The sequence below is a fragment of the Bradyrhizobium sp. USDA 4341 genome, assembly GCF_054063755.1.
Genome location: NZ_JBSSGO010000002.1, coordinates 574166 through 600515, shown reverse-complemented (window position 1 = coordinate 600515; position 26350 = coordinate 574166). Strand labels below are relative to the sequence as shown.

Here is a 26350-nt window from a genome sequence, read left to right as displayed (position 1 = left end):
CGGCCAACGGCTGCCGCGATGAGTATCGCGCCCCGCAAACCACCGCTGCAATTTGCCCTCAGGCTGAAGCGTGCGCTTGGCGGCAAGACCGGCTGGAACGGATTGGCCGCCCAGATTGCCTTCGCCGCGGTCCTGGCCTGGATCGCCTACGAGATCGTGGCGAATGCGCGGACGAACCTGGAGACCCAGCACATTGCGTCGGGCTTCGGCTTCCTCAATTACAATGCGGGCTTTGACGTCAATCAGAGCCTGATCGCCTACAACAATTCCGACATCTACTGGCGGGTGTTCTTCGTCGGCTTGTTGAACACGATCCTGGTCTCGGTGATCGGCATTGTCTTTGCCACCGTGATCGGCTTCGTCGTGGCGCTGTGCCGGTTGTCGCCGAACTGGCTGCTGTCGCGGATCGGCGGCATCTATGTCGAGATCGTCAGGAACTTGCCGGTCTTGTTCCAGATCCTGTTCTGGTACCTCGCTGTGCTCGCGGCGCTGCCGGCTCCGCGGCAGAGCGTCTCGATCTTCGGTACGTTCTTCCTCAACAATCGGGGCCTGATCGTGCCGCAGCCGGTCAGCGAGCCGGGGCTCTATCCGTTCCTCGCCGCGCTCGCGGTCGGCATCGTCGTGGCGCTGGGCTTGCGGCACCACGCCCGGCGCGCCCTGTTCCAGCGCGGGCAGATGATCCGGATCTGGCCCTATGTGCTGGGTTGCCTGGTCGGACTGCCGCTGGTCTCGATGCTGATCTTCGGTTGGCCGTTGAAGTTCGAGCTGCCGCAGCTGAAAGGCTTCAACTTCGCCGGCGGCGCGCGGGTCATTCCCGAATTCGTTGCGCTGACGGTCGCGTTGTCGACCTACACGGCGGCCTTCATCGCCGAGATCGTCCGCGCCGGCGTCATGTCGGTGCACAAGGGACAGATGGAGGCGGGCTCTTCGCTCGGCCTCAGCCGCGCCGCGACGCTGCGGCTGATCGTGGTGCCGCAGGCGATGCGGGTCATCGTGCCGCCGCTGACCAGCCAGTACCTCAATCTCACCAAGAATTCGTCGCTGGCAGTGGCGATCGGCTATCCGGATCTGGTCTCGGTGTTCGCCGGCACCGCGGTAAGCCAGACCGGGCAGGCGATCGAGATCATCGCCATGACGATGGGCGTCTACCTGCTGCTCTCGCTCGCGACGAGCGCGCTGATGAGCGTCTATGGCTGGCGCATCAACCGGAGCATGGCGGCATGACGGATCTGTCCGGCTCGTCCTTTGTCCGGCAGGATCTGGTCGCCGAGCGTGCGGCGCCGGCCAAGACCACAGGCTTCATCGGCTTCGTACGAACGCGGCTGCTGAATTCGCCGGGCAACATCCTGCTCACGATCCTCGGGCTATTGCTGGCCTGGTACATCGTTGTCCCGACGATCAAGTTCCTGCTGGTCGATGCGGTCTGGGCCGGCAAGGATCGCACCGCTTGCCTCGCCGAAAAGGCGGGGCACGAGGTCGGCGCCTGCTGGCCCTATATTGAGGCCAAGCTGACGCAGCTGATCTATGGCTTCTATCCGGAAGCGCAGCGCTGGCGGGTCAATCTGACCTATGGGCTCGGCGCCGCGCTGTTGCTGCCGCTGCTGATGCCGCGCCTGCCGGCCAAGGGCATCAACTCCGGCCTGTTCTTCTTCGCGTTTCCCGTGGTGGCGTTCTTCCTGCTGCATGGCGGCGGCGTCGCGGGCTTCGGCGTGAGCTGGACCGCCGGCGTGTTGCAGCTGTTCGAGCAGAGCGTTGGCGGCGCCGGCGATCTCTTGGTCAATCTCAGCAAGAGTTCGGCGATCGCCCCGCTGCCATGGGTACTGGGCAAGCTGCTCGTCCTGGTCGGCTTTCTGATCCATTGGCTGATCTTTCCGCTGACCTGGCTGCGTGACCAGTTGCAGCTCTCGTCGCTGCCGGTCTGGGGCGATTTCCTGGTCACCGCCGTGATCGTCTCCGCCGTGCTGTTCGTACTCGGAGGCGGCATGCGGACCGGGCGCAGAGCGCTGATCGGCAGCCTGCTGACGTTTGCCGGGATAGCCGTCGGCATCAAGCTGATGGGGCTCGATCGCGGCGGCTTTCCCATCGTCGACACGCGACTGTGGGGTGGGCTCCTGGTGACGCTGGTGATCGCGATCACCGGCATCGTTGCCTCGATGCCGATCGGGATTGCGCTCGCGCTCGGCCGTCGCTCGAGCATCCCGCTGATCCGGATCTTCTCGATCGCCTTCATCGAATTCTGGCGCGGCGTGCCGCTGATCACGGTGCTGTTCTTCGCGACCTACATGCTGCCGCTGTTCGTGCCGGGCAATTTCGCCGTCGACGGCCTGTTGCGTGCCCTGATCGGTGTGGCGATCTTTACCGGCGCCTATATGGCCGAGGTGATCAGGGGCGGGTTAGCTGCGGTGGCGCGCGGGCAGGCGGAGGCCGCATCGGCGCTCGGCCTGTCTTGGTGGAAGACGACGTCGCTGATCGTGCTGCCGCAGGCGCTGCGCTACGTCATTCCCGGCATCGTCAACAGCTTCATCTCGCTGTTCAAGGATACCTCGCTGGTGTCGATCGTGGCGCTGTTCGATCTGTTGGGTTCCCTGCGGGCATCGTTCTCCGACCCGAACTGGTCGACGCCGACGACGGCCTTTACCGGCTTCGCCTTTGCGGGAATGATCTATTTCGTGTTCTGCTTCGGAATGTCGCGCTACTCGCTGTTCGTCGAACATCGGCTCAACGCTCACCGCCGCCACTGAACAAGGTCATCATGTCCACAACCCCGATCGTCAACATCTCCACGCTCAACAAATGGTACGGCGACTTCCACGTGTTGCGCGACATCAACCTTGAGGTCGGCAAGGGCGAGCGTATCGTGATCTGCGGCCCGTCCGGCTCGGGCAAGTCGACCCTGATCCGCTGCATCAACGCGCTGGAGGAATTCCAGGAGGGCGAGATCGTGGTCGACGGCATCGAGCTCGGCCCGAACCTGCGCCGGGTCGACGAGGTGCGGCGCGAGGTCGGCATGGTGTTTCAGAGCTTCAACCTGTTCCCGCATCTCACCGTGCTCGACAATTGCACGCTGGCGCCGATCTGGGTGCGCAACATTCCGAAGAAGGATGCCGAGGCGGCCGCGATGAAGTTCCTCGAGCGGGTCAAGATCCCGCATCAGGCCAACAAGTTTCCCGGCCAGATGTCGGGCGGTCAGCAGCAGCGCGTCGCGATCGCCCGCGCGCTGACCATGAACCCGAAGGTGATGCTATTCGATGAGCCGACGTCGGCGCTCGACCCGGAAATGGTCAAGGAGGTGCTCGACACCATGGTCGATCTCGCCAGGGAAGGCATGACCATGCTGGTCGTGACCCACGAGATGGGCTTTGCCCGCGAGGTCGCCAACCGCGTCGTGTTCATGGACGCCGGTCAGATCATCGAGTCGAACACGCCGCAGGAATTCTTCGCCAACCCGCAGCATGCGCGGTCGAAGCTGTTCCTGAGCCAGATATTGAGATGAGCGAGTAGGGAGTAGCGAATAGAGCTTGTCACTATTCGCCATCCACCATTCGCTGTTCGCTGCCTACACGAACGGCAGCTCGATCTTGCTGCGCTTTTCCAGCCATTCCGGGACCGGCAGATTCTTCGAACGCATGAAGGCCGGGTTGAACAGCTTGGACTGATAGCGGTTGCCGGAGTCGCAGAGAATGGTGACGATGGTCTTGCCGGGACCGAGCTGCTTGGCGAGCTGGATCGCGCCCGCGATGTTGACGCCGGTCGAACCGCCGAGGCACAGGCCTTCGTGCTCCAGCAGTTCGTAGATGATGGTCACGGCTTCCTCGTCGGAGACCAGGAACGCATCGTCGACGTTCGCTGTCTCGATCACCGGTGTCTTGCGTCCGAGGCCGATGCCTTCGGTGATCGAGTCACCCGGCGTCGATTTGACCTGGCCGTTCTTGAACAGCTCGTACATCGCGAAGCCGTGCGGATCGGCACAAGCGGTGACGATGTCCTTGTTCTTTTCCTTCAAATAGCGGCTGATGCCGGCGAGCGTGCCGCCGGTGCCGACCGAGCAGATGAAGCCATCCACCTTGCCGTTGGTCTGCTGCCAGATTTCCGGTCCGGTCGAGTCGTAATGCGCCTTGGGATTGTCGAGGTTGTTCCACTGGTCGGCGAACAGCACGCCGTTCGGCTCGGTCTTGCGCAGCTGCTCGGCGAGACGCCTGCCGAGATGCTGATAGTTGTTCGGGTTGGAGTAGGGCAGCGCCGGTGCCTCGACGAGCTCGGCCCCGCACAGGCGCAACATGTCCTTCTTTTCCTGGCTCTGCGTCTCCGGAATGACGATCAGGGTGCGGTAGCCCCGCGCACTGGCTACGACCGCAAGTCCGATGCCGGTATTGCCCGCGGTCGATTCGACCACGAGCCCGCCGGGCTTCAGATCGCCGCGCTTTTCGGCCTCCAGGATCATCCCCTTGCCGGCGCGATCCTTCACGGATTGGCCGGGATTCATGAATTCGGCCTTGCCGAGAATGGTGCAGCCGGTCAGTTCGGATGCGCGCTTCAGCTTGATGAGGGGGGTGTTGCCGATCGCTTCAATGACGTCTTTGTTGAATGCCATGTCGGGGAATTTCTTTGCCGGTCTGTGTCTTGCTTGCGGCGAACCTAGTGTGCTGATCGAAAAAGGGAAGGGCTTTCGCACTGCGGCAAATGGCGGGTTCACCACGCCGAACCCGACTGGCGCGCACCACATGGGCATCGCGGAGGAGGCTGTTTTGCAGCGGGCTGGTCGTCTGGCAGAATCGTTCTGCGGCCGGCGCTTTTGCGTCAGTTGCGCGCGATCGAGCAAGTCAAGGCCTGACGAGGCGTCGCCTGGCGCGGCGAGATCCGTTGTCGCTCCGGCGCATGTTGCGGATTCGGAGCAACAGGGCCGAGAAATCCCCATGAAATCTTTGTAAGAATGACGCCTTCCGGCGCCGGTCTGAAGCGCGCGGAAATGCCGTAAAAATAGGGAAAAGTCGGCATTCCGGGTAGCCGCGAATCGCTTGTGATGCGACGTCGCGCAATCGTGACAGGGCTGTCCGCCCTATCGTCCCAAGGGTAGGATGGGATAGCCAAGTTCCATTGGAAGCATTACCCCCGTGCACGTCACCCAGACCATTGCTGACTGCGTCATTCGTGCGCCACGGGCGAAGTCTGGTTTTGGCGGAGAATGGGTGTGACCCAGCCCGCGTCCGTGATGGCGCCTGGAGGCCGGTTCGGCCTCGCCGTCCGCATGCGACGGCTCGCGGGACGATCGCTTGTCGCGCTCGGCCTGGTCGCGGGCTCGGCCGGCTGCATTCTGACCCAGGACATCCCCGATCCCGCGCTCGACGTGCCGCAGGGCTACAAGGCGGCGCGTCTGGGCCGGCCGAGCGACGCGCTTCCGACGCTCGATTGGTGGCGAGGCTTCCGCTCCAAGGAGCTGACGCAGCTGATGGAGGAGGCGCAGACCGTCAACCTCGACATCGCCGCGGCCGTGGCGCGCTTCCGCCAGGCCGACGCGCTGGCGCGGCAGGCCGGTGCGGCGCTGCTGCCGACTGTCAATCTCAACGGGTCTGAAACCTATTCGCGCACGTCCGGCTCCAGCGCCAGCGGTCTCACCAACGGCGGGCGCGAGGTGGTGAACTATAGCGCCTCGCTCAGCGCGAGCTACCAGCTCGACTTCTGGGGCCAGAATCGCGACGCCGCGCAGGCGGCGGAGGAGACCGCCGTCGCCAACCGGTTCGACCGCGAGGTGGTGGCGCTGACCACGCTGGCGAGCGTCGCCAATGCCTATTTCACGGTGCTCGCCGCACAGGACCGGCTGCGCACCGCACAGCGCAATATCGCCAGCGCCGAGCGCATCCTCAATGCGATCCGGGATCGCTTCAAGGCCGGCACCGGCTCCGATCTCGATGTCGCGCAGCAGGAGAGCGTGCTGGCCAACCAGCGCGCGCTGGTGCCGCCGCTGCGGCAGACGCTCGACCAGAACATCAACGCACTCGCGGTGCTGGTGTCGCGGCCGCCGGAGAGCGTGCGCCTCGCCGGCGGCTCGCTCAATTCAGTCGCGATTCCGCGCGTCACGCCGGGCCTGCCCTCCGAATTGCTCACCCAGCGTCCCGATATCCGCAGGCAGGAGGCGCAGCTCGCATCCGCCACCGCCAATGTCGGCAGCGCGCGGGCGCAGTTCTTCCCGAGCATCCAGCTGACCGGGACAGGCGGCTATCAGAGCCAGGCGCTGGTCTCGCTGTTCCAGCCGCATGCGGCCTTCTTCAACCTGGTCGGCGGCATGACCCAGCCGATCTTCGACGGCGGCCGGATCCTCGGCAATTTCGAGAATGCGAAGGCGCGGCAGGATGAGCTGTTGCAGACCTATCGCAAGACGGTCGTGCAGTCGTTCACCGATGTCGACAACGCGCTGGTCGCGATCCGCGAGACCACGCGGCGCCTGCAGCTGCAGCGCGACGTGCTGTCGTCGTCGCGGCGCGCCTTCGACCTGGCCGAGCAGCAGCTCAAGGCCCGGCACCGCCGACATCGTAACTGTGCTAAATACGCAGCTGACCCTGTTCCAGGCGGAAGACGCTTATTCCCAGGCCCAGCTGGCCCGGCTATTGGCGATCGTGAGCCTGTATCAGGCCTTGGGGGGCGGCTGGGAACCGAAGATGGAAAGACCGGTCGATGCTCTTTAAGCCCGACTCGAGGGACGACGAGAAAAGCTCAGCCCCACGCAAGCGGAACCTGGTCTCGCGCCTGCTTGGACGCATGGTGTCGCTGCTCATCACACTCGTGATCCTCGGCGGGCTCGGCTATCTCGGTTGGCTCGCTTTCCAGCCCAAGCAAAATGGAGGCGGCGGGCGCGGCGCGGGCGCGCGGCCCGATCTGCCGGTGCCGGTGCTTGCGGCCACGCCGCAGGTGCATGACGTGCCGGTCTATCTCGACGGCGTCGGCTCGGTAAAGGCGCTCAACACCGTCACGGTGCGCTCGCAGGTCGATGGCAAGCTGCTCAAGGTGAACTTCGTCGAGGGCCAGGACGTCAAGAAGGACGACGTGCTCGGCGAGATCGATCCTGCGATCTATCAGGCGCAGCACGACCAGGCCGTCGCCAAGAAGGCGCAGGACGTCGCGCTGCTCACCAACCAGAAGCTCGACCTTACCCGCTATGAGCAGCTGGCCGCCAGCAATGCCGGCTCCAAGCAGCAGGCTGACACGCAGCGTGCGCTGGTGGCGCAGCAGGAGGCGCTGATCAAGGCCGACCAGGCCGCCATCGACAATACGGGCGCGACCCTGAGCTACACCAAGATCGTCGCGCCGATCTCCGGCCGCGCCGGCCTGCGCCAGGTCGACCAGGGCAACATCATCCACGCCTCAGACACCACCGGGCTCGTGATCCTGACCCAGCTGCAACCGATCGCGGTGTGGTTCAGCCTGCCGCAGCAGCAGATCATGCGGGTCAACGCCGCGGCGGCAAAGGGCCAGCTCGCGGTCGACGTGTTCGGCAATGACGGCGTCACCGTGATCGATACCGGCAAGCTGACCGGCATCGATAACCAGGTCGATCCGACCACCGGCACGCTGAAGCTGAAGGCCGAACTGCCGAATGCCAGCTACCAGCTCTGGCCCGGCCAGTTCGTCAATGTCCGGCTCAAGGTCGAGACCCTGCCGCAGGCGATCGTGGTGCCGACCTCGGCGGTGCAGCGCGGTCCCGCCGGCACGTTCAGTTACGTCATCGGCGAGGACAGCACTGTCACCGCCAAGCCGGTCACGGTCACGCAGCAGAACGAGCATGAAGCCGTCATCGCCAGCGGCTTGACCACGTCGGACCGCGTCGTGACGACGGGCTTTGCCAATCTCGCTGATGGCTCCAAGGTCGTGGTCGGCAAGGACGACGGGCCGCCGGCCGCCGATCTTGCGCCGCGCAAGCGCGGTCGTACTCCGGACGGCAAGCGCGGGGCGCAAGGCGAGGGCCAGAGCAAGGATCAGGGCAAGGACGCCAAGCAGGACGGGCAGGGCGGCGAGCATCGCGGCCGGCGCGACCACAGCGAGGGCGATCAGAAGGGGCAGACCGGACCGGCGCCCGCGCCGGCGGCAGGGGGCGAACAGTCGGGCGGCGCGCCGAAGGCGCAGCCATGACCGACATCCTGACCTCGTAATGTCCGACCTGACAGCGAGCACGCAACCATGAGCGTCTCCGAACCGTTCATCCGCCGGCCGATCGCCACCTCGCTGCTCGGCATCGCCCTGATGATCGGCGGCGCGCTGGGCTATTGGGCATTGCCGGTCTCGGCGCTGCCGCAGGTCGACTTCCCGACCGTACAGGTGACGACGCAACTGCCGGGCGCGAGCCCCGACGTGGTGGCCTCGCTGATCACGGCGCCGCTGGAGCGGCAGCTCGGGCAGATTCCGTCGCTGTCGTCGATGAACTCGACCAGCTCGTTCGGCGTCAGCCAGATCTCGCTGCAGTTCGACCTCAACCGCGACATCGACGGTGCCACCCAGGAGGTCCAGGCCGCGATCAATGCCGCCGCCGGCATTCTGCCGAAGACGCTGCCGTACCCGCCTGTCTACGCCAAGGTGAATCCGGCGGACGCGCCGGTCATGACCCTGGCGCTAACCTCGGACACGATCTCGCTGCGGGCGATGAGCGATCTTGCCGATACCATCCTCGGACAGCGCCTGAGCCAGATTTCCGGCGTCGGCCGGGTCTCGATCCTCGGCGGATTGAAGCCCGCGGTGCGCGTGCAGGCCGACCTGGCGCGGCTTGCGGCCTATGGCATCGCGATGGAGGATCTGCGCAACGCGATCGCCGGCGCCAACGTGTCGGGGCCGAAGGGCTCGCTCGACGGCGCCCAGCAATCCTACACCATCGCCGCCAACGACCAGATCGCCGCCGCCGATGCCTACCGGCCGATCATCATCGCCTATCGCAACGGTTCGCCGGTCACGATCGGCGACGTTGCGCAGATCGTCGACGGGCTCGAGAACGATCGCACCGGCGGCTGGTACCAGGGCACGCCGGCCGTCATCATCGATATCCAGCGCCAGCCCGGCGCCAACGTCATCGATGTCGTCAAGCAGATCCGCGGCGAAATCCCGCGGCTGCAGCGGGCAGTCCCGGCCGGCGTCAAGCTGACCGTGGTCTCCGACCGCACCGTGACGATCCGCGCTTCGGTCCACGACGTGCAGTTCACGCTGATCCTGAGCGTGGTGCTGGTGACGCTGGTGGTGCTGTTGTTCCTGCGGTCGCTGCGCGCGACCCTGATCGCCGGCGTCGCCCTACCGCTGTCGCTGATCACGAGCTTCGGCGTCATGTATTTCGCCGGCTTCAGCCTCGACAATCTGTCGCTGATGGCGCTGACCATCGGAACCGGTTTCGTGGTCGACGACGCCATCGTGATGATCGAGAACATCGTTCGCCACATGGAAGGCGGCGAGACCGTGATGGAGGCCTCGCTGAAGGGCGCCAGCGAAATCGGCTTCACCGTGATCTCGCTGACGGTGTCGCTGATCGCGGTGTTCATTCCGCTGTTGTTCATGTCCGGCCTGGTCGGCCGCATGTTCCGCGAATTCGCGCTGACCCTGACGATTGCGGTCGTGACCTCCGCGATCGTCTCGCTGACGCTGACGCCGATGATGTGCTCGCGGCTGCTCAAGAACATCCATGAGGAGATGGCGGTCCCGGGCCTTGCCGCGGTCAGCCGCTTCATCGACCGTATGGTGGAGTTCTACCATCGCACGCTGCTCTGGGTGCTGCAGCGGCAGCGCGCGACGCTGCTGGTGACATTCGCGACCATCGCGCTGACGCTCATCATGTATGTGCTGGCGCCGAAGGGCTTCCTGCCGCTACAGGACACGTCCTCGATCACGGCGGTGACCGAGGCCGGCCCCGACGTCTCGTTTGCCGAGATGCAGCGCCGCCAGAGCGCGGTCTCCGACCTCATCAAGGCTGACCCCGACGTGGTCGGCGTGGTCTCGGTGATCGGTGCCGGCTCGGTCAATCCGACCATCAATGTCGGCCGCCTGGTGATGACGCTGAAGCCGCTCGACCAGCGGCGCGACGGTGTCGTCAAGGTGATCGAGCGGCTGAAGCAGAAGATAGCGACGGTCCCCGGCATGACCGTCTACTTCCTGCCGGTGCAGGACGTGCAGATCTCGACCCAGTCGAGCCGCTCGCAATACCAGTACACGCTGACCGCGACCGATGCCGCCGAGGTCTCGCAATGGTCGCAGAAGCTCGTCGCCGAGATGCGGCGCGACCCGATCTTCCGCGATGTCTCGTCGGAGGCGCAGGATGGCGGTCTGCGTGCGGCGCTCGACATCAATCGCCAGCGCGCCGGCCAGCTCGGCGTCAGCTTACAAGGCGTCACCGACACGTTGAACGACGCCTTCGCGCAGCGGCAGATCTCGACGATCTACGGCCAGGCCAACCAATACCGCGTGGTGCTCGAGGCGTTGCCGATGTATCAGCGCGATCCCTCGATCCTCGACAAGCTCTATTTGCCCGGCGCCAACGGGGCGCAGGTGCCGCTGTCGGCGGTCGCGACGCTGGTCCGCACCACGGCGCCGCTTGCGATCTCGCACCAGGCGCAATTCCCGTCGGTCTCGCTCAGCTTCAACCTGGCGCCCGGCGAGGCGCTCGGCGACGCGGTCGAGGCGGTAAAGGCGATCGAGACCCGGATCGGCATGCCTGGCAGCATCGTCGGCATCTATTCCGGCGACGCCGCCGAATTCGCGCGCTCGCTGGCCGGACAGCCCTGGCTGATCCTAGCGGCGATCATCACGATCTACATCGTGCTCGGCGTGCTCTACGAGAGCTACATCCATCCGATCACGATCCTGTCGACGCTGCCCTCGGCCGGCGTCGGCGCCATCCTGGCCTTGATGCTGTGCGGGCAGGACCTCTCGGTGATCGGCCTGATCGGCATCATCCTGCTGATGGGCATCGTCAAGAAGAACGCGATCATGATGATCGACTTCGCGCTGGAGGCCGAGCGGCATCAGGGCATGTCGTCCTATGACGCGATCGTGCAGGCCTGCCTGTTGCGGTTCCGGCCGATCATGATGACGACGCTGGCAGCGCTGTTCGGCGCGCTGCCGCTCGCGATCGAAAGCGGCACCGGCGCCGAGCTGCGCTTCCCGCTCGGCATCTCGATCATCGGCGGCCTGCTGCTGAGCCAGCTGCTGACGCTCTACACCACGCCGGTGATCTATCTCGCGCTCGACCGGCTCAACCGCCGGATCGAGCGGGCCGTGCCTGAGCCCGGTCCCAGCGGCCCGCCGATCGCGGGTGCCACCGAGGGCATGCAGTGATCTCGATCTCCGAGCCCTTCATCCGCCGGCCGGTGGGCACCACCTTGCTGGCGATCGGGCTGTTTCTGGTCGGGATCGTCGCCTACGAGTTTCTGCCGGTGTCGTCGGTCCCGAATGTCGACTTCCCGACCATCCGGGTGTCGGCGTCGCGGCCCGGCGCCGATCCCTCGGTGATGGCTGCGACTGTCGCGGCACCGCTGGAGCGCAAGCTCGGCACCATTTCGGGCGTCGACCAGATCACCTCGACGAGTTCGCTCGGCACCACCAGCATCCAGGTGCAGTTCTCGATCGGCCGCAACATCGACCGCGCCGCGCGCGACGTGCAGGCCGCGATCAATGCCTCGCTCGCCGATCTGCCGAGCGACCTGCCGTCGCTGCCGAAATTCCGCAAGGCCAATCCGGCCGCGGCACCCGTGTTCGTGCTGGCGCTGACCTCGAAGACGATCTCGACCAGCGCGATGTACGACGTCGCCGACACCGTGCTGGCGCAGCGCATTTCGCAGGTGCCGGGGGTCGGCGAGGTGACGGTCAGCGGCGCCGACCAGCCGGCGGTGCGCATCGCGCTCAATCCGGTGTCGCTGGCCAATGCCGGGATCGCGACCGACGACGTCCGGCTTGCGATCATCAATGCCAATCCGCTGGGCCCCGTCGGCATCCTCAATGGCGACCGGCTGAGCGAGACGCTTTCGATCAACAAGCAGATGCGCACCGCGACCGAGTTCCGCGACATCGTCATCAAGAGTTCGAACGGCAATTTCGTCCGCCTCTCGGACGTTGCCGAGGTCGAGGATTCCGTTCGCAATTCGCGCTCGATCGCCTGGTTCAACAAGCAGCCGGCGGTGCTGATCCAGATCACCAAGCAGGGCGACGCCAACGTCATCGATACCGTCGACGGCGTTCGCAGGATGCTGCCGGAACTGAAGCAGTGGATCCCGGCCGGTGTCGAGATCTCGACCCTGGTCGATCGCACCGGAACGATCCGCGCCAGCGTCGAGGACATGCAGTTCACGCTGCTCGCGACCGCCATGCTGGTCATGGTGGTGGTGTTCGTGTTCCTGCGCAGGATCGTACCGACGATCGCCGCCGGCGTCTCGGTGCCGCTGGCGCTGGCCGGCACCTGCGCCGGGATGTGGCTTGCCGGCTTCTCGATCGACAATCTGTCGCTGATGGCGCTCGCGATCTCCGTCGGCTTCGTGGTCGACGACGCCATCGTGATGATCGAGAACATGTACCGCAATCTCGAGCAGGGCATGGCGCCATATCCGGCGGCGGTCGAGGGCGCCAAGCAGATCGGCTTCACGGTGCTGTCGATCTCGCTGTCGCTGATCGCGGCCTTCACGCCGCTGATCTTCATGGACGGGATCGTCGGCCGCCTGCTGCGCGAGTTCTCGCTGACCCTGACGTTTGCCATCATCGTGTCGACCCTGGTGTCGGTGACGATCACGCCGATGATCTGTGCGCACTACATCAGGGAGGCGACCTCGGATCGCGCCACCTGGTACGACCGCGTCATCGAGGGCACGCTGTCGCGGGTCGTGGCGTTCTATACGTCGACCCTGCGCATCGTGCTCGGCTATCCCTTCCTGACCTTGGTGGTGTTCTTCGCCACCGTCGCGCTGACGGTGGTGCTGTACGTCAAGACGCCGAAGGGCTATTTCCCGACCGACGACAGCGGCTTCGTGATCGGGTCGACCCGCGCTTCCGCCGACATCTCGTTCCAATCGATGCTCGGTCTGCAGCAGCGGCTCGCCGACATCGTGATGGCCGACCCCGCGGTCGCCGGCATCGGCTCGTCGGTCGGCTCCGGCGGCGGCCCGGGCGGCGCGACCTCCAACCGTGGCACCATGTTCATCAGCCTGAAGCCGCCGGAGGAGCGGGGGGGCATGTCGACCGCGCAGGTGATCGACCGGCTGCGTCGCAACCTGTTCATGGTGCCGGGCATCCGCCTGTTCATGTTCGCCGCCCAGGACATCCGCACCGGCGGCCGGCAGAGCGATTCCGACTACCAGTACACGCTCGCCTCGACCGATCTCGATCTGTTGCAGAAATGGGCGCCGCTCGTCGCCAAGCGCATGGAGACCGTGGAGGGCATCACCGATGTCTCCGCCGACCGCGATCCCGGCGGCTTGCAGCTCAACCTCGTGATCGACCGCAAGATCGCCTCCAGCCTCGGCGTCCGGGTGCAGGACATCGACAATGCGCTCAACAACGCGTTCTCTCAGCGGCAGATCTCGTACATCTACACCCAGCGCAACCAGTACGTGGTGGTGCTCGAGATCGATCCGAAATTCCAGAGCGACCCGTCGAATCTCGAGCGCATCTATGTCGCCGGCGCCAATGACGTCCAGGTGCCGCTGTCGGCGCTCGTGCACTACCAGCGCGGACTGTCGGCGCTCGCGGTCTATCACTCCGGCGGATTCCCCTCGACCACGGTGTCGTTCAACCTTTTGCCGGACGTGCCGCTGGAGGTCGCGACCACGAACATCCAGCAGGCGGTCGACGAGCTGCACATGCCCGAGGGCATTCGCGGCAGCTTCGATGGCAGTGCCGGCGACTTCAACAAGACCAGCGGGCGGCAGCCGCTGCTGATCCTCGGCGCGCTGGTCGCGATGTATATCGTGCTCGGCGTGCTCTATGAGAGCCTGGCGCATCCGATCACGATCATCTCGACACTGCCGTCGGCCGGACTCGGCGCCTTGCTGGCGTTGCAGGTCACCAACACGCCGCTGACCGTGATCGCCTTTGTCGGCATCATCCTGCTGATCGGCATCGTCAAGAAGAACGGCATCATGATGGTCGACTTCGCGCTCGAGGCCGAGCGGCATCAGGGCCTGTCGTCACGGGATGCGATCTTCGAGGCCTGTCGGGCACGCTTCCGCCCGATCCTGATGACGACCATGGCCGCGCTGTTCGCCGGCATTCCGCTGGTGATTGCGACCGGCCCGGGCACCGAGCTGCGGCGGCCGCTCGGCATCACCATCATCGGCGGCCTGTTCGTGTCGCAGATCCTGACGCTCTACACCACGCCGGTGATCTATCTGCTGATCGACCGGTTGCGCCGGCGCCCGGCGCCGTCAGGCGTGCACGCTCCAGCGGAATAGGTTGGATTGAACGGCTCCGCACGCGTATAGCGAAGCGATGTCCGAACCGACCGAAGCAAAGACCGAACTAGCCACCGAGATCCCGGAGTGCCCGCATTGCGGCAAGCCGATGCCGCTGTGCATCTGCGACAGCGTGACGCCGATCAAAAGCCGGATCCAGCTGCTGATCCTGCAGCACCCGCAGGAGCAGGACAGGGCGCTCGGCACGGCGCGGTTGACCGCGCGGCATTTCGAGAACGCCGTGCTGCGGATCGGGCTGTCCTGGCCGAGCCTCTCCAAGGCGCTCGGCCGGCCGGTGGCCGATCCGTCGCGCTGGGCGGTGCTCTATCTCGGCTCGGCCAAGGTCGAGGATCTCGATACCGACGCCGAGATCGTCGCGATCAACCGCAAGGGCGAGCTGGAGCCGCACCAGCGCGCGATCCTCTCTGACATCGAGGGCATCGTGCTGCTCGACGGCACCTGGAGCCAGGCCAAGGCGCTGTGGTGGCGCAACGCCTGGATGCTGAAGTGCCAGCGGGTGATTCTCGGGCCGAAACGGCCCTCGCTGTACGGCAAGCTGCGCCGGGAACCGCGGCGCGACGGCCTGTCCACCATCGAGGCGGCCGCGATCCTGCTGGCCGGGCTGGAAAAGCGGCCGGATATCGCGGCAGCGTTAACTGATAGTTTCGAGCGGATGCTGGCGAGATTCCGCGAAGTGCAGGCCGAAATGCCGGAATTGGCGCCAAAACCGAAGAAGCGGGACTTCCGGAAGCGCCGACGTTAGCTGTCCGGCTTGGTTGCCTATCGCAAAGAGGGCGTATATGAAGTGCGCCGCAAGGGGCCACGTGGCGGAGTGGTTACGCAACGGTCTGCAAAACCGTGTACACCAGTTCAATTCTGGTCGTGGCCTCCACTCATCTCATCAATGGCTTGCAGCCGACAAATGAGAAGCCGCATTAGCTCGCGGCGTACCAGCCTTCAGGAAACGGAATCAGCGGCCACGGCGCCTGGTTGTCATTCGCCGCGCGCGGCGGCGGCTGAATGCGGGGCGAGGGTCGAGCCACGAAATCCTCCTGAGCAATAGGCGCGATCGCCGTTCGCACGGCGTCCAGCAGCAGATCAAATTCGACTTCGCTCATCGCGCTCTCCGAGGTTCGAGAGCGCCATGGTCGCAAAACTGTCTTCGGTCCGGATTGAGCGATTCGTTCGAATTTTATGAAAAGAACGATGGCGCCCGCTTTGGTAAATAAATGTCTGATGACCCCTCGGGGAACCTAGGTCGGCAAGGCCGCTCCTCGTGTGAGACAAATTACATCTTGCGAAAAACTCTTCCCGGACTTCCCGGCAATATTCATAGCCGTCAAATATCGCAGGAATTTTAGGGAGACGTGACAGTGAAGGCAAGTTTCGCAGGATAGTCGACGATCCCATCTCGCATCGATTCTCGGCTCTTGCCGGCATGGTCCGCCAGCGGGACGGCGTCGGGTGCAGCGAGCCGCTCCCGAACGGCGTCTACACCCGCTGTCTATCGCCTCGGCGCCGGGGAAATTCCCGACATCGGCGCGGGCGCGGTCATGCCAGCCCGGCGAGGTCTCCCGGCAGCATGGTCTTGAACTGCGCCAGCACCTGCCGGGCTTTCCGTGGCGGCAGCGTGATCGCGTGACGCACGGCGGCTGCGATCAGTGTCATCGTCAGTCCCGAGAAGGTGCTGAGGGTGGCGGCCGGCATGGTGGGCGCAACACGCCTGACCGCGTCGGACAACAGGCCGGAGAGCACGGCCATGTCGTCCGCATCGAGCTTTTGCAGGGCGCGGTCGGCCTGGGTGGCCTGCCAGATGTCCCGCATGACAGGTTCGCGCATGAACATCTCGTAGTAACTGTCGACGATCCGGCATAGCGCCGGGTGCAGGTCGCGCGCGGACGAGACTGCGGCCAGATCGCGCCTGACGCAATCGCACCCGATGGCGTTATGCCGTTCCGCCAGCGTGCCGATGATCGCGGCCTTGTCGGGGAAATATTGATAGAGCGAGCCGAATGCGACGCCGCTGCGTTCGACGATGTCGCTCATGCGGAAGGCCTCGCTGCCTTTCTCCGCCATGACCTCGGTCGCGCAGGAGAGGATGCGCTCGAACCGCTCGCGGCTGCGCTGCTGCGTCGGGGCAAGCCGTGCCAGCCCGGGCAGGGGGGCTTCCGCCCCGGGCGCGGCCTTTCGTCTTGCCATCTCTCTCCTCCGCAATCGGGGTTGACGTTTCAAATACGAGAGTTTATCGCATTTGACAAATGCGAGTATCTCTCGCTTTTGGAGGTGGAGCGATGCGCAACATCCTGACCTCGGGCTTGCTGTGGTTTTCCGCGCTCGGCTGCGGCCTGCTTGCCGGGGTCTATTTCGCGTTCTCGGCGTTCGTCATGACCGCGCTCGGCCGCATCGACCAGGCCGCCGGCATCTCGGCGATGAACGCGATCAATGTCGACATCGTGCGCTCGCTGTTCATGCCGATCTTCCTCGGCACCACGCTGTCTTGCGCCGGGCTCGTCGTGCTCGGCGGGCTGCGATGGCAGGAGCCGGGCGCGCTCGCGATGATCTGCGGCGGCAGCCTCTATGTCGTCGGGACGTTCGTCGTCACGGTCGTCTTCAACGTGCCGCTGAACGATCAGCTTGCGGCCACAGATCCCGCGAGCACCGCGGCCGCGCCGGTCTGGGTGCGCTACCTGACCGACTGGACCTTCTGGAACCACGTGCGGACCATTGCCTCGCTTACGGCGACGGCGCTGTTGATTGCCGCCATCGCTGCGCGATAGAGCGCTTCCGAGCGAAGCGCTTCGCATTCTGTGCATGATTTGTACTCGTGTAGCGCGATCGCTAAGGAGGTGACGCCGCACACCGACGTGCGACCGACTGCCAGGAGATTTTCAATGAAGTTTATTTTGCCGGCACTGCTTGTGATGGGACTGGGGTTGATCGCGTCGCCCGCCTCGGCCGCCGATAACCGCAACGTCTCGGTGGTCGACGAGACCGGATACGCCATCAAGTTTCTCGGGTTCAACGGACCCGATGACGGCCTCGACGAATAGGAAGGGGCAAGGGCTGGCCGCGGAAGAATCAACGGCGCGGCGAAATGGCCGCGCTCGGCGGTGTTTGACGGTGTTTCCTTGCGCCCGCAGCGCCGATAACGGGACAGCCGGGACAGGCCTGCATCGCCCTGGAACGCCGGCAAAGCCTTGCACCGCAGAGGTTTACCGTGCCCCGCTAAAGTTTCGCCGGAGGCCCATTTGGTTCTTTGCAAGGCCGAAAGGCTTTGTTATACGCTGCCCGCTCGCGAACGTTTTGTTCGCCTATTCCTCGGTAGCTCAGCGGTAGAGCATTCGACTGTTAATCGAATGGTCGCTGGTTCGAATCCAGCCCGGGGAGCCAGTTTTGGCCCCATCAAGACCTTCAACGCCCATCACAAGCCTGTGGTCCGCTACGGACAGACAAAAAACGTCGTCAAATCGACTCAATAACCGTCGACACTTCGTCCTGCCGGGTCTTGAGAGGTGATTTGATGGCCATTAACCTGATCGACCTGTCGATGCCGCAGCCGACGCTTGTTCCGAGCGATGCTCCCGACATCAGTGACGATGAGTGTGTCCGCCGGCTCGCGAGGGCCGTCGAGGAGCATGATTCCGAGCATCTCGATGAAGTGGTCCGCCTGATCGGCCGGCTTGCCGTCACGATCGAATAGAGCGCACCATGGCGCGCGTTTTGGGAGCGGGTTTTGCACGCCAACGGCGTGTTGCGTTTTGGCGGAGCTTGTTCCAAAAGATGGCCCTGTTCTAGCTTCTCCAGCGGCAATGCCGCGACTTGCAGGGTCCCGCCAATGACCGGTTTTTCGACCGCGCGCCAGTACATGGTGGATGGTCAGGTGCGTCCGAGCGACGTGACCGACGATCGTATTCTCGAAGCCATGCTGACCGTGCCGCGCGAGGTGTTCGTGCCGGCCGGCAAGCAGGCGCTGGCCTATCTGGACCTCGATCTCGACGTGACCGAGGGCGGCACGGCCAGGCGCTGCCTGATCACGCCGGCGTTGCTCGCCAGGATGCTGCAAGCCGCCGAGATCAAGGCGACCGACCGCGTCCTGGTCGTCGGCTGCGCGACCGGCTACGCCGCCGCCATCGTGGCGCGCTTTGCCGGAGAGGTCAGCGCAACCGAAAGCGATCCGGCGCTGGCCGCAAAGGCCTCCGCAGCGTTCGCCCAGCTCGGCATCCAGAATGTGACCGTCAAGACCGCAGCCGCCGCCGACGGTGATGCCGCCGGCGCGCCATATGATGTCATCGTTCTCAACGGTGCGACCGAGATTATCCCGACCGGGCTGTTCGGCCAGCTCAAGGAGGGGGGCCGGCTGGTCGGGGTGTTCGGCCTGACGCCGCCGCCGCGTGCCACCCTCGTGACTCACTCCCACGGGGATTTCGGCCATCGCGAGCTGTTCGACGCCACGGCCCCCGTGCTGCCTGGATTGGAACGGGTTCCGGCCTTCGTCTTCTGACCGCTACCGCGCTGCGCCAGCTGATAAAATCCCGTTCTGAATCAGAAGTGTGGCCCGTTTGCCCCACGTGAAGAGTTTCCATCGTGTTCCGTTGCGGGGTGGTTCCGTTGCCCTTAGCTGCGGACTAAGGTGAGGCGGGACTCACTTCGTCTGAAGCGACCGCCGGAACTGACTTGCGTGTGGAGACGGCGACTACAATGATTGGATTACCGGGGATGCGTGGGGTGAAAGCTATCACCGCGGCTGCGACTGCCGTCCTTCTGTTGGCGGAGATGGGCCCCGTGCCTGCGCTCGCCGATACTATCGAGGCCGCGCTGGTGCGGTCCTACCAGAACAATCCCCAGCTGAATGCGCAGCGCGCGCTGGTGAGGGCAACTGACGAAAACGTTCCCCAGGCGCTCTCGGGCTATCGTCCGAAAGCCGCGCTGACCGTGAGTGGCGGATATCAATACAGCGACCAGCAGCCGACGGGCATCAAGGACTCGATTCACGGCACCCAAAATCCGGCCAGTGCGGGCCTGACGGTGAATCAGTCACTGTACAACGCGCAGACCCCGCACAGGGTGCGCGCGGCTGAAAGCCAGGTGTCGTCGGCGCGCGAAGGTCTGCGCGTGCTCGAGCAGACCGTCATCCTGAGCGCCGCCACGATCTATATGGACTATCTCCGCGACGCGGCGATCGTGGAAGTCCAGCGCAGCAACACGCGCGTGCTGGAGCAGACGCTGAAGCAGACCCAGGACCGCTTCAACGTAGGTGAGGTGACGCGGACGGACGTCGCACAATCCGAGGCACAGCTTGCGGCCGGCAGGACCCAGCAGCTCACTGCGGAATCGAACCTGACGACAACGCGGTCGAACTTCCGCCGCATCATCGGCAACGAGCCGCAGAATCTCGCGCCCGGTTCGCCGGTCGATCGATTCCTGCCGACGACGCTTGCGGCCGCCGTCGAGCTCAGCCTGACCCAGAATCCGAACGTCACGTCCGCGATGTACGGCGTCGACGTCAACTTCCTGCAGACCAAGGTTGCCGAAGGCGCGCTGCTGCCGACGGTTGGCTTGCAGGCGTCGGTGACCGAAGGCTACCAGCAACAATTGTCGGTGAACCGCCTCTTCAATGCCGCGGCGCAGGTTCAGGTGTCGGTGCCGATCTATCAGGGCGGCGCTGAATACTCGCTGATCCGGCAGTCGAAGGAATCGCTGGCGCAGCAGCGTCTCGTCCTGGAACAGACCAGGGATCAGGCGCGCGCCAACGTCGTCACCGCATGGGGCCAGCTGGTCGCCGGCAAGTCGCAGGTCGCGTCGGCGCAGGCGCAGGTGACCGCGTCCGAAATCGCGCTGAACGGCGTCCGCGAAGAGGCCAAGGCCGGCCAGCGCACCACGCTCGACGTGCTCAACGCGCAGCAAGCGCTGGTCAATGCGCGCAACGCACTCGTCACCGCGCAACACGACCGCGTCGTTGCATCCTACAACGTGCTGAGCGCGATTGGCCGGCTGTCACCGCAGGTGATGGGCCTTTCGACCAACGTCTATGATGCCAGCGTGCATTACCAGCAGGTGCGCGACAATTGGGCCGGCGTACGCACGCCCGACGGCCGCTAAACACCTTCACGTCAACATCGCTTGTCGCGCCATGTTTGTGGTTCTGAGTTAATCAGGACCACAGACTGGCGCGTTTGCTTGCAATCGATAATTGGCCTGACATACCGTTTTGTCGGGCAGCAAGGCGATTCGCGCCGGCGTTGCGTGATGGCAGGTGCGACGCCACCTGTGATCACGCTGCATTGGGCGACACGAAGCTTGCACAAAGCCTGGGGCGGGCTTGATCTGGGGACAAGTCGGGCGGGAGCAATGAAAATCTCCGCCTGCTTCATCGGAACCGGCGAATCCCTCTCGGGCTTGATGTAAAATAAGTTTCGATGTGGAGTCGGAGATGACGCAACCTGCGAAGGTCCAAGAGCCCTCGATGGAGGAGATTCTGGCGTCGATCCGTCGCATCATTGCCGACGACGAGGCGAAGCCGGCCGCGGCCGAGAAACCTGCTTTTGCCGCTGCGCCGCCGCCGAAGGTTGAACCGCCGCCACCAGCAGCCAAGCCCGCGATGAAGAGCCCGCCGCCCGCAGCGCCCCCGGCCGCGAAGCCCGCCGCGTCAGCGCCGAAATCACCGCCACCCGCGCCGGTGCCGGCCAGCAACAATCAGGACGACATCGACTCGCTGCTCGCCAGCCTCGACGAGGCGACGCCTGCGTCCGAGATCAGGCCGTCGCCGCAGCCCGAAGCCGACGTATTCGAGCTCACCGACGACATGGCGCTGCCGGAGCCGGCGGCCACGCCGTCGTTCCGTAAGGTCGAGCCGCAGGACGATGTCGAGTTCACGGAAGCCCGCACACGGGCGCCGGAGCCCATGCGAGAACCGGTTCGAGAGCGAGAACCGCCGGCAATCGAAACCGCGCCGATGCAGCAGATCATCTCGGGAACCACGATGCGGGCGGTCGAATCCGCCTTCAACTCGCTGGCCAACACCGTGCTGAGCAACAATGCTCGGACGCTGGAGGATCTGGTCAAGGAGATGCTGCGGCCGATGCTGAAGTCCTGGCTGGACGACAATCTGCCGGGGCTGGTCGAGCGGATCGTCAAGGCCGAGATCGAGCGGGTCTCCCGCGGGCGATAGCTCCACTGCGGCGGTAGCTCCTGCCGCAGGGGGCTTGGCAGCCCTCATTCAGCCCCCAAATGTCCCAGAGTTTCGGTTCTGATAGGATCAGACCCGAAACGCTGGTTCCCTGTTTCGACCCGTTTCTTCACGCGAACCGGTGTCCACCTCGCTCGAAAACGCCCTCAATGCCGTTTTGACGTACCGGTCCGGTTGACTCGGTGCGTTCTGGCGGCTTTCTACCCTTTCCCCATGGTCCACAGCGCATTGTCATGATCGAGAAAAACTACCAACCTGCCGATATCGAGCTCCGGATGGCCCAGCTCTGGGAGGAGAGCGGTGCGTTCAAGGCCGGCCGGCCCGAGCGCAAGGACGCCGCGCCTTTCACCATCGTGATCCCGCCGCCGAACGTGACCGGCTCGCTGCACATGGGCCACGCGCTCAACAACACGCTGCAGGACATCCTGTGCCGCTTCGAGCGGATGCGCGGCCGTGACGTGCTGTGGCAGCCAGGCACCGACCATGCCGGCATCGCCACCCAGATGGTGGTCGAGCGCCAGCTGACGGAACGGCAGGAGCCGGGCCGGCGCGACATGGGCCGCGCCAAGTTCCTCGAGCGGGTCTGGCAGTGGAAGGCCGAGAGCGGTGGCACCATCGTCAACCAGCTCAAGCGCCTCGGCGCCTCCTGCGACTGGTCGCGCGAGCGCTTCACCATGGACGAGGGCCTGTCGCGTGCCGTCGTCAAGGTGTTCGTCGAGCTGCACCGCCAGGGCCTGATCTACAAGGACAAGCGCCTGGTCAATTGGGACCCGAAGCTGCTCACCGCGATTTCCGATCTCGAAGTGCAGCAGGTCGAGGTCAAGGGCCATCTCTGGTACCTGCGCTATCCGATCCAAGGCCGCAGCTTCAGCCCCGAGGATCCCAAATCGTTCATCGTGGTCGCGACGACGCGTCCGGAGACGATGCTCGGCGACACCGCGGTCGCGGTACATCCTGACGATGAGCGCTACACCGATCTGGTCGGCCAGCATGTCATCCTGCCGCTGGTCGGCCGTAAGATTCCGATCGTCGCCGACGACTATTCCGATCCGGAGAAGGGCTCGGGCGCGGTCAAGGTGACGCCGGCGCACGACTTCAACGATTTTGAGATCGGCAAGCGCCATGGCCTGCCGCAGATCAGCGTGCTGGACCAGGAAGGCTGCCTGAACCTCACCGGCAACGAGGACTATCTGCGCGGCCTGCCGGCGGGCGCCGACGAATTCGCGGCGGAGTTTCACGGCATCGAGCGCTTCGCCGCGCGCAAGAAGATCGTCGCAAGGCTGGAGGAGTTCGGTTTCCTCGAGCGGATCGAGCCCAACACCCACATGGTGCCGCATGGCGACCGCTCCAATGTCGTGATCGAGCCGTACCTCACCGACCAGTGGTATGTCGACGCCAAGACGCTGGCGCAGCCGGCGATGGCGGCGGTGCGCTCGGGCGAGACTACGTTCGTGCCGAAGAACTGGGAAAAGACCTATTTCGAGTGGATGGAGAACATCCAGCCCTGGTGCATCTCGCGCCAGCTCTGGTGGGGCCATCAGATCCCCGCCTGGTACGGGCCCGACGGCAAGGTGTTCGTCGCCGAGACCGAGGAAGAGGCGGTCGGCAACGCGCTTGGCTACTATGTCGAGCAAGAAGTCATCACGCCGGAGCAGGGTCACGACATGGCGGTCGATCCCGCCAAGCGCGAGGGCTTCATCACGCGTGACGAGGACGTGCTCGACACCTGGTTCTCCTCGGCGCTGTGGCCGTTCTCGACGCTGGGCTGGCCGGACGACACGCCGGAGGTCGCGCGCTACTACCCGACCAACACGCTGGTCACGGGCTTCGACATCATCTTCTTCTGGGTCGCCCGCATGATGATGATGGGCCTTCATTTCATGAAGGAGGCGCCGTTCTCGACCGTCTACATCCACCGTCTCGTCCGTGACGAGAAGGGCGCCAAGATGTCGAAGTCGAAGGGCAACGTCATCGACCCGCTGGGCGTGATCGACGATTTCGGCGCCGATGCGCTGCGCTTCGCGCTGACCCGCGAGGCGGCGCAGGGCCATGACATTCGCCTGTCTCCGCATCTGGTCGAGACCAACCGCAACTTCGCGACGAAGTTCTGGAACGCCTGCCGCTTCGCCGAGATGAACGAGTGCGTGAAGCCGGACGGTTTCGATCCGAAGGGCGCCAAGGAAACCTTGAACCGCTGGATCGCGCACGAAACCTCGCGCGTCACCCGCGAGGTGACCGAGACGATCGAGGATCATCGCTTCAACGACGCGGCCGGCGCGATCTACCGCTTCGTCTGGAACGTGTTCTGCGACTGGTATCTCGAGCTCGCAAAGCCGGTGCTGATGGGCGAGGAGGGCGCGGCCAAGGCCGAGACCCGCGCCATGATCGCCTGGACGCGCGACGAGATCCTCAAGCTGCTGCATCCGTTCATGCCCTTCATCACCGAAGAGCTGTGGGCCGTGACGGCTAAGCGCGACGGCCTCCTGGTGCTGGCGCCCTGGCCGCGCAAGTCGGGCGTGACCGGGGAGCAGCTGGCGGCAATCGCGACCGCAGGTCCGGTTGTCGATCCGATCATTCCGCCGGTGATTGCCGCGCTCGACGCGGACGAGTTCAGCGATCCCGCAGCCGAGGCCGAGATCGGCTGGGTGGTCGATCTCGTCACCGCGATGCGGTCGGTGAAGGCGGAAATGAACATCCCGCCGTCGACGCTGACGCCGCTGGTGATCGTGACCACCTCCGACGAGACGCGCGACCGCGCCCAGCGCTGGAACGACACCATCAAGCGCCTCGCGCGATTGTCGGAGATTTCCTTCGCGGACGCCGCCCCGGAAGGCGCCATGCAGCTGCTGGTGCGCGGCGAAGTCGTCGCGCTGCCGCTGAAGGGCGTGATCGACCTTGGGGCCGAACGGGCACGGCTGGAGAAGGAGCTCGGCAAGGCCGACGCCGACATCAAGCGGGTCGACGCAAAACTCTCCAACGAGAAGTTCGTCGCCAACGCGCCGGAAGACCTTGTCGAGGAAGAGAAGGAGAAGCGCGCGGCAGCAACGGAGCGCCGCGCCAAGATCCTCGAGGCGATCGAGCTGCTGAAGCGGGCGTCATAGCGGGCGGCACCAACGACGGTGCGCCCGGGCTGCGCGACTATCACGCCTCGTATGATGCGGCGTTCCTGGTCGATCCCGACGGCAACCGGATCGAGGCGGTCTGCCATCGCGCGGTGTGAACCCGGTCACGCCGGCATCCGACCAACCAGCCGAGAGGTCGGCGTTCAATTCGTTCCGGCTCCCCCAGCCGCGAGATCATCGTGACGATATCCCGAAGAACGCTGCTGATCGCGACAGGAGTCTTGCCAATGCTCGGTTTCGGCGAACGCGCTCAGGCGGCTGTATCGACGGTCAAGCCGCGCCACGTGCTCTGCTTGCTCGGCGGTGAAGGCGAGCTGCCGCGGCTACAGGATGCAGCCTCGCGTGCAATCGAACAATTCGCGGCGGGCTTCAGCGTCGATACCACCTATTCGCAGGGGAAGGCGGATCCCAATATGAGCCGCTCATTCGGCGTGTGCTGGGATCGCGTCGCGCCGAAAGCCTGGACCGATGCCGACGAGGCGGCTGTCGCCAACCACAAATCCGTTCTCTATGTGCTGGGACCGCCGATGTCGGCGGACAATGCCGTCATGTGCTCGGCCGGCGCGTTGTTTCTGGTCGACGCCGTGATCAAGGCAGGTGCGACGGCTGCCAAGGGTGAAAGCGCAGGCGTTGCCCATGGCCTCGCGCGTTGGGTCGCGCTCGCTCACGAGGCTGCCGCAGCTTTGCAATCGGATGACAACATCGCTCTGCGTCGGGCCTGCCGGCTGGCCTTCGCCAAGCGGCCGCTGGCCGGCGCGACCCACCTGGAGACCGTCGGCTTTCACCTCGTCGGGCTTCCCGAAGTATATGTGGCCAAAGCCTATGGCAGCGAGCGAGAGGTGGTTGCGCTGATGGATGAGGTCGGTGACCAGCTTGTGCAGCGCGGGCTGGAGGCGGTGCTCGCCGACCGCAAGGCGCAGCTGTCTTATGAGACCTCTTATGAACCAGACGATTTCAAGTTCAATCCGTATGGGATCGTCACCATCGACCGGCGCTGACTGGGTTGTCTCACCGTGGAAACCGCTTGCTGAGGAATTTCGATCCCTTCAGCCCGTAGCGCCAGGGCAGGTCGACGGCTTTCGTGATGCCGATCCGCAATCCGGTGACGATGTCGGGCGTCTCGGTCCGCGCGTGGAGCGCGATCGGCGGACGGTCGAGCGGCAGTTCGCTGTGCGCGATGGTAATGCCGAGCGCCTCGCAGAGCTTGCCGGGCCCCGAGCACAGCGCGCGCTCGTCTTCCAGCCCGCGCCGCCGGCGCATCGCGGCGAGCCCATGGGTCGGCTCGAGCGCGCGGATCAGGACGGCGCTGGCCGAGCCCGGCGCTTCGCAGACGAAGTTGACGCACCAATGGATGCCGTAGGAGCGGTAGACATAGGAGAAGCCCGGCGGGCCGAACATGATCTGGTTGCGCGGGGTCGGTCCGTTGAACGAGTGGGCTGCCGGTTCGGTGTGATGGTAGGCCTCGACCTCGGTGATGATGCCGCCGACGCCGCCGACCAGGAACGTCGCACCGATCAGGTCGGGCGCGACCTCGTGGACGCTGCGATCGAAGAAGGCGCGTTTCAGAGCTTTGCCGAGGCGCGGCGCGGTCGCACGGGTCGATCGGGGTTTTTGAGCCATTTTGAGGTGGGAATCGGCGTGGA

The 26350-nt window shown here is 64.9% G+C and carries 20 protein-coding genes, 2 tRNA genes and 1 pseudogene; 18 read left to right on the top strand and 5 right to left on the bottom strand.

The window, feature by feature from the left end:
- Positions 1 to 18: 18 nt before the first annotated feature.
- From ACVIGB_RS08530 to ACVIGB_RS08520, 3 genes are read left to right on the top strand one after another with little or no spacing between them, the layout of a single operon-like run.
- Positions 19 to 1224 (top strand): amino acid ABC transporter permease, encoded by a 1206-nt coding sequence (locus tag ACVIGB_RS08530; RefSeq protein WP_456722997.1) that lies wholly within the window; start codon positions 19 to 21, stop codon positions 1222 to 1224.
- Positions 1221 to 2741: an amino acid ABC transporter permease gene (locus tag ACVIGB_RS08525; RefSeq protein WP_456722998.1), complete on the top strand. Its 1521-nt coding sequence runs from the start codon at positions 1221 to 1223 to the stop codon at positions 2739 to 2741. Before ACVIGB_RS08530 ends, ACVIGB_RS08525 begins: the two co-directional genes overlap by 4 nt.
- Before the next feature lie 11 nt (positions 2742 to 2752).
- Positions 2753 to 3493 (top strand): amino acid ABC transporter ATP-binding protein, encoded by a 741-nt coding sequence (locus ACVIGB_RS08520; RefSeq protein WP_029083902.1) that lies wholly within the window; start codon positions 2753 to 2755, stop codon positions 3491 to 3493.
- A gap of 63 nt (positions 3494 to 3556) precedes the next feature.
- On the opposite strand, the gene ACVIGB_RS08515 is transcribed toward ACVIGB_RS08520, so the two are convergent.
- Entirely contained in the window at positions 3557 to 4591 is a 1035-nt protein-coding gene (locus tag ACVIGB_RS08515; protein WP_092114509.1) for a cysteine synthase A, read from the bottom strand.
- Positions 4592 to 4797: 206 nt separating this feature from the next.
- Complete coding sequence (locus tag ACVIGB_RS08510; protein ID WP_456722999.1) at positions 4798 to 4995, bottom strand: hypothetical protein; 198 nt, start codon at positions 4993 to 4995, stop codon at positions 4798 to 4800.
- Positions 4996 to 5209: 214 nt separating this feature from the next.
- Between ACVIGB_RS08510 and ACVIGB_RS08505 the strand changes: the two are divergent.
- The 6 genes and pseudogenes from ACVIGB_RS08505 to ACVIGB_RS08480 all read left to right on the top strand — a co-directional run bounded on the left by ACVIGB_RS08505 (position 5210) and on the right by ACVIGB_RS08480 (position 15291).
- A pseudogene (locus tag ACVIGB_RS08505) lies at positions 5210 to 6680 on the top strand (efflux transporter outer membrane subunit).
- A complete protein-coding gene (locus tag ACVIGB_RS08500; protein WP_456723001.1) occupies positions 6670 to 8121 on the top strand; it encodes an efflux RND transporter periplasmic adaptor subunit in 1452 nt (483 codons plus the stop codon). Before ACVIGB_RS08505 ends, ACVIGB_RS08500 begins: the two are co-directional and overlap by 11 nt.
- A gap of 48 nt (positions 8122 to 8169) precedes the next feature.
- Positions 8170 to 11298 carry an efflux RND transporter permease subunit gene (locus ACVIGB_RS08495; protein WP_456749129.1) on the top strand — a complete coding sequence of 1043 codons (3129 nt, stop codon included), beginning with the start codon at positions 8170 to 8172 and terminating at the stop codon, positions 11296 to 11298.
- On the top strand, positions 11295 to 14399 hold the full coding sequence (locus tag ACVIGB_RS08490; protein ID WP_456723002.1) for an efflux RND transporter permease subunit: 3105 nt from the start codon (positions 11295 to 11297) through the stop codon (positions 14397 to 14399). Before ACVIGB_RS08495 ends, ACVIGB_RS08490 begins: the two co-directional genes overlap by 4 nt.
- A 37-nt stretch (positions 14400 to 14436) precedes the next feature.
- Positions 14437 to 15162: a tRNA-uridine aminocarboxypropyltransferase gene (locus ACVIGB_RS08485; RefSeq protein ID WP_456723003.1), complete on the top strand. Its 726-nt coding sequence runs from the start codon at positions 14437 to 14439 to the stop codon at positions 15160 to 15162.
- Between the two features lie 55 nt (positions 15163 to 15217).
- Positions 15218 to 15291, top strand: a tRNA-Cys gene (locus ACVIGB_RS08480).
- Between the two features lie 43 nt (positions 15292 to 15334).
- Here the strand turns inward: ACVIGB_RS08480 and ACVIGB_RS08475 are convergent.
- Positions 15335 to 15517 (bottom strand): hypothetical protein, encoded by a 183-nt coding sequence (locus ACVIGB_RS08475; RefSeq protein ID WP_092114503.1) that lies wholly within the window; start codon positions 15515 to 15517, stop codon positions 15335 to 15337.
- A 433-nt stretch (positions 15518 to 15950) separates the two neighbouring features.
- Positions 15951 to 16598: a TetR family transcriptional regulator gene (locus ACVIGB_RS08470; protein WP_456723076.1), complete on the bottom strand. Its 648-nt coding sequence runs from the start codon at positions 16596 to 16598 to the stop codon at positions 15951 to 15953.
- Positions 16599 to 16690: 92 nt separating this feature from the next.
- On the opposite strand from ACVIGB_RS08470, the gene ACVIGB_RS08465 reads away from it, so the two are divergent.
- The 9 genes from ACVIGB_RS08465 (at position 16691) to ACVIGB_RS08425 (ending at position 25705) form a co-directional block, all read left to right on the top strand.
- Positions 16691 to 17176 (top strand): anthrone oxygenase family protein, encoded by a 486-nt coding sequence (locus tag ACVIGB_RS08465; protein WP_456723077.1) that lies wholly within the window; start codon positions 16691 to 16693, stop codon positions 17174 to 17176.
- Between the two features lie 114 nt (positions 17177 to 17290).
- Positions 17291 to 17449, top strand: a complete 159-nt coding sequence (locus tag ACVIGB_RS08460; protein ID WP_456723078.1) for a hypothetical protein — start codon at positions 17291 to 17293, stop codon at positions 17447 to 17449.
- 265 nt (positions 17450 to 17714) lie between these two features.
- A tRNA-Asn gene (locus ACVIGB_RS08455) sits at positions 17715 to 17789 on the top strand.
- Positions 17790 to 17919: 130 nt separating this feature from the next.
- Positions 17920 to 18099, top strand: coding sequence for a hypothetical protein (locus ACVIGB_RS08450; protein WP_092114500.1), 180 nt, complete (start codon positions 17920 to 17922; stop codon positions 18097 to 18099).
- A 135-nt stretch (positions 18100 to 18234) separates the two neighbouring features.
- Complete coding sequence (locus tag ACVIGB_RS08445; RefSeq protein WP_092114499.1) at positions 18235 to 18900, top strand: protein-L-isoaspartate O-methyltransferase family protein; 666 nt, start codon at positions 18235 to 18237, stop codon at positions 18898 to 18900.
- Between the two features lie 215 nt (positions 18901 to 19115).
- Positions 19116 to 20498 carry a TolC family outer membrane protein gene (locus tag ACVIGB_RS08440; protein ID WP_456723079.1) on the top strand — a complete coding sequence of 461 codons (1383 nt, stop codon included), beginning with the start codon at positions 19116 to 19118 and terminating at the stop codon, positions 20496 to 20498.
- A 331-nt stretch (positions 20499 to 20829) separates the two neighbouring features.
- Positions 20830 to 21567: a PopZ family protein gene (locus tag ACVIGB_RS08435; protein WP_456723080.1), complete on the top strand. Its 738-nt coding sequence runs from the start codon at positions 20830 to 20832 to the stop codon at positions 21565 to 21567.
- A 251-nt stretch (positions 21568 to 21818) separates the two neighbouring features.
- Positions 21819 to 24686, top strand: coding sequence for a valine--tRNA ligase (locus tag ACVIGB_RS08430; RefSeq protein WP_456723081.1), 2868 nt, complete (start codon positions 21819 to 21821; stop codon positions 24684 to 24686).
- 248 nt (positions 24687 to 24934) lie between these two features.
- Positions 24935 to 25705, top strand: a complete 771-nt coding sequence (locus ACVIGB_RS08425; RefSeq protein ID WP_456723082.1) for a hypothetical protein — start codon at positions 24935 to 24937, stop codon at positions 25703 to 25705.
- A 10-nt stretch (positions 25706 to 25715) separates the two neighbouring features.
- Here ACVIGB_RS08425 and ACVIGB_RS08420 read toward each other — a convergent pair whose 3' ends face one another.
- The gene (locus tag ACVIGB_RS08420) at positions 25716 to 26327 is read right to left on the bottom strand and encodes a DNA-3-methyladenine glycosylase (protein ID WP_456723083.1); all 612 of its coding nucleotides are present in this window, start codon (positions 26325 to 26327) and stop codon (positions 25716 to 25718) included.
- Positions 26328 to 26350 lie beyond the last annotated feature (23 nt).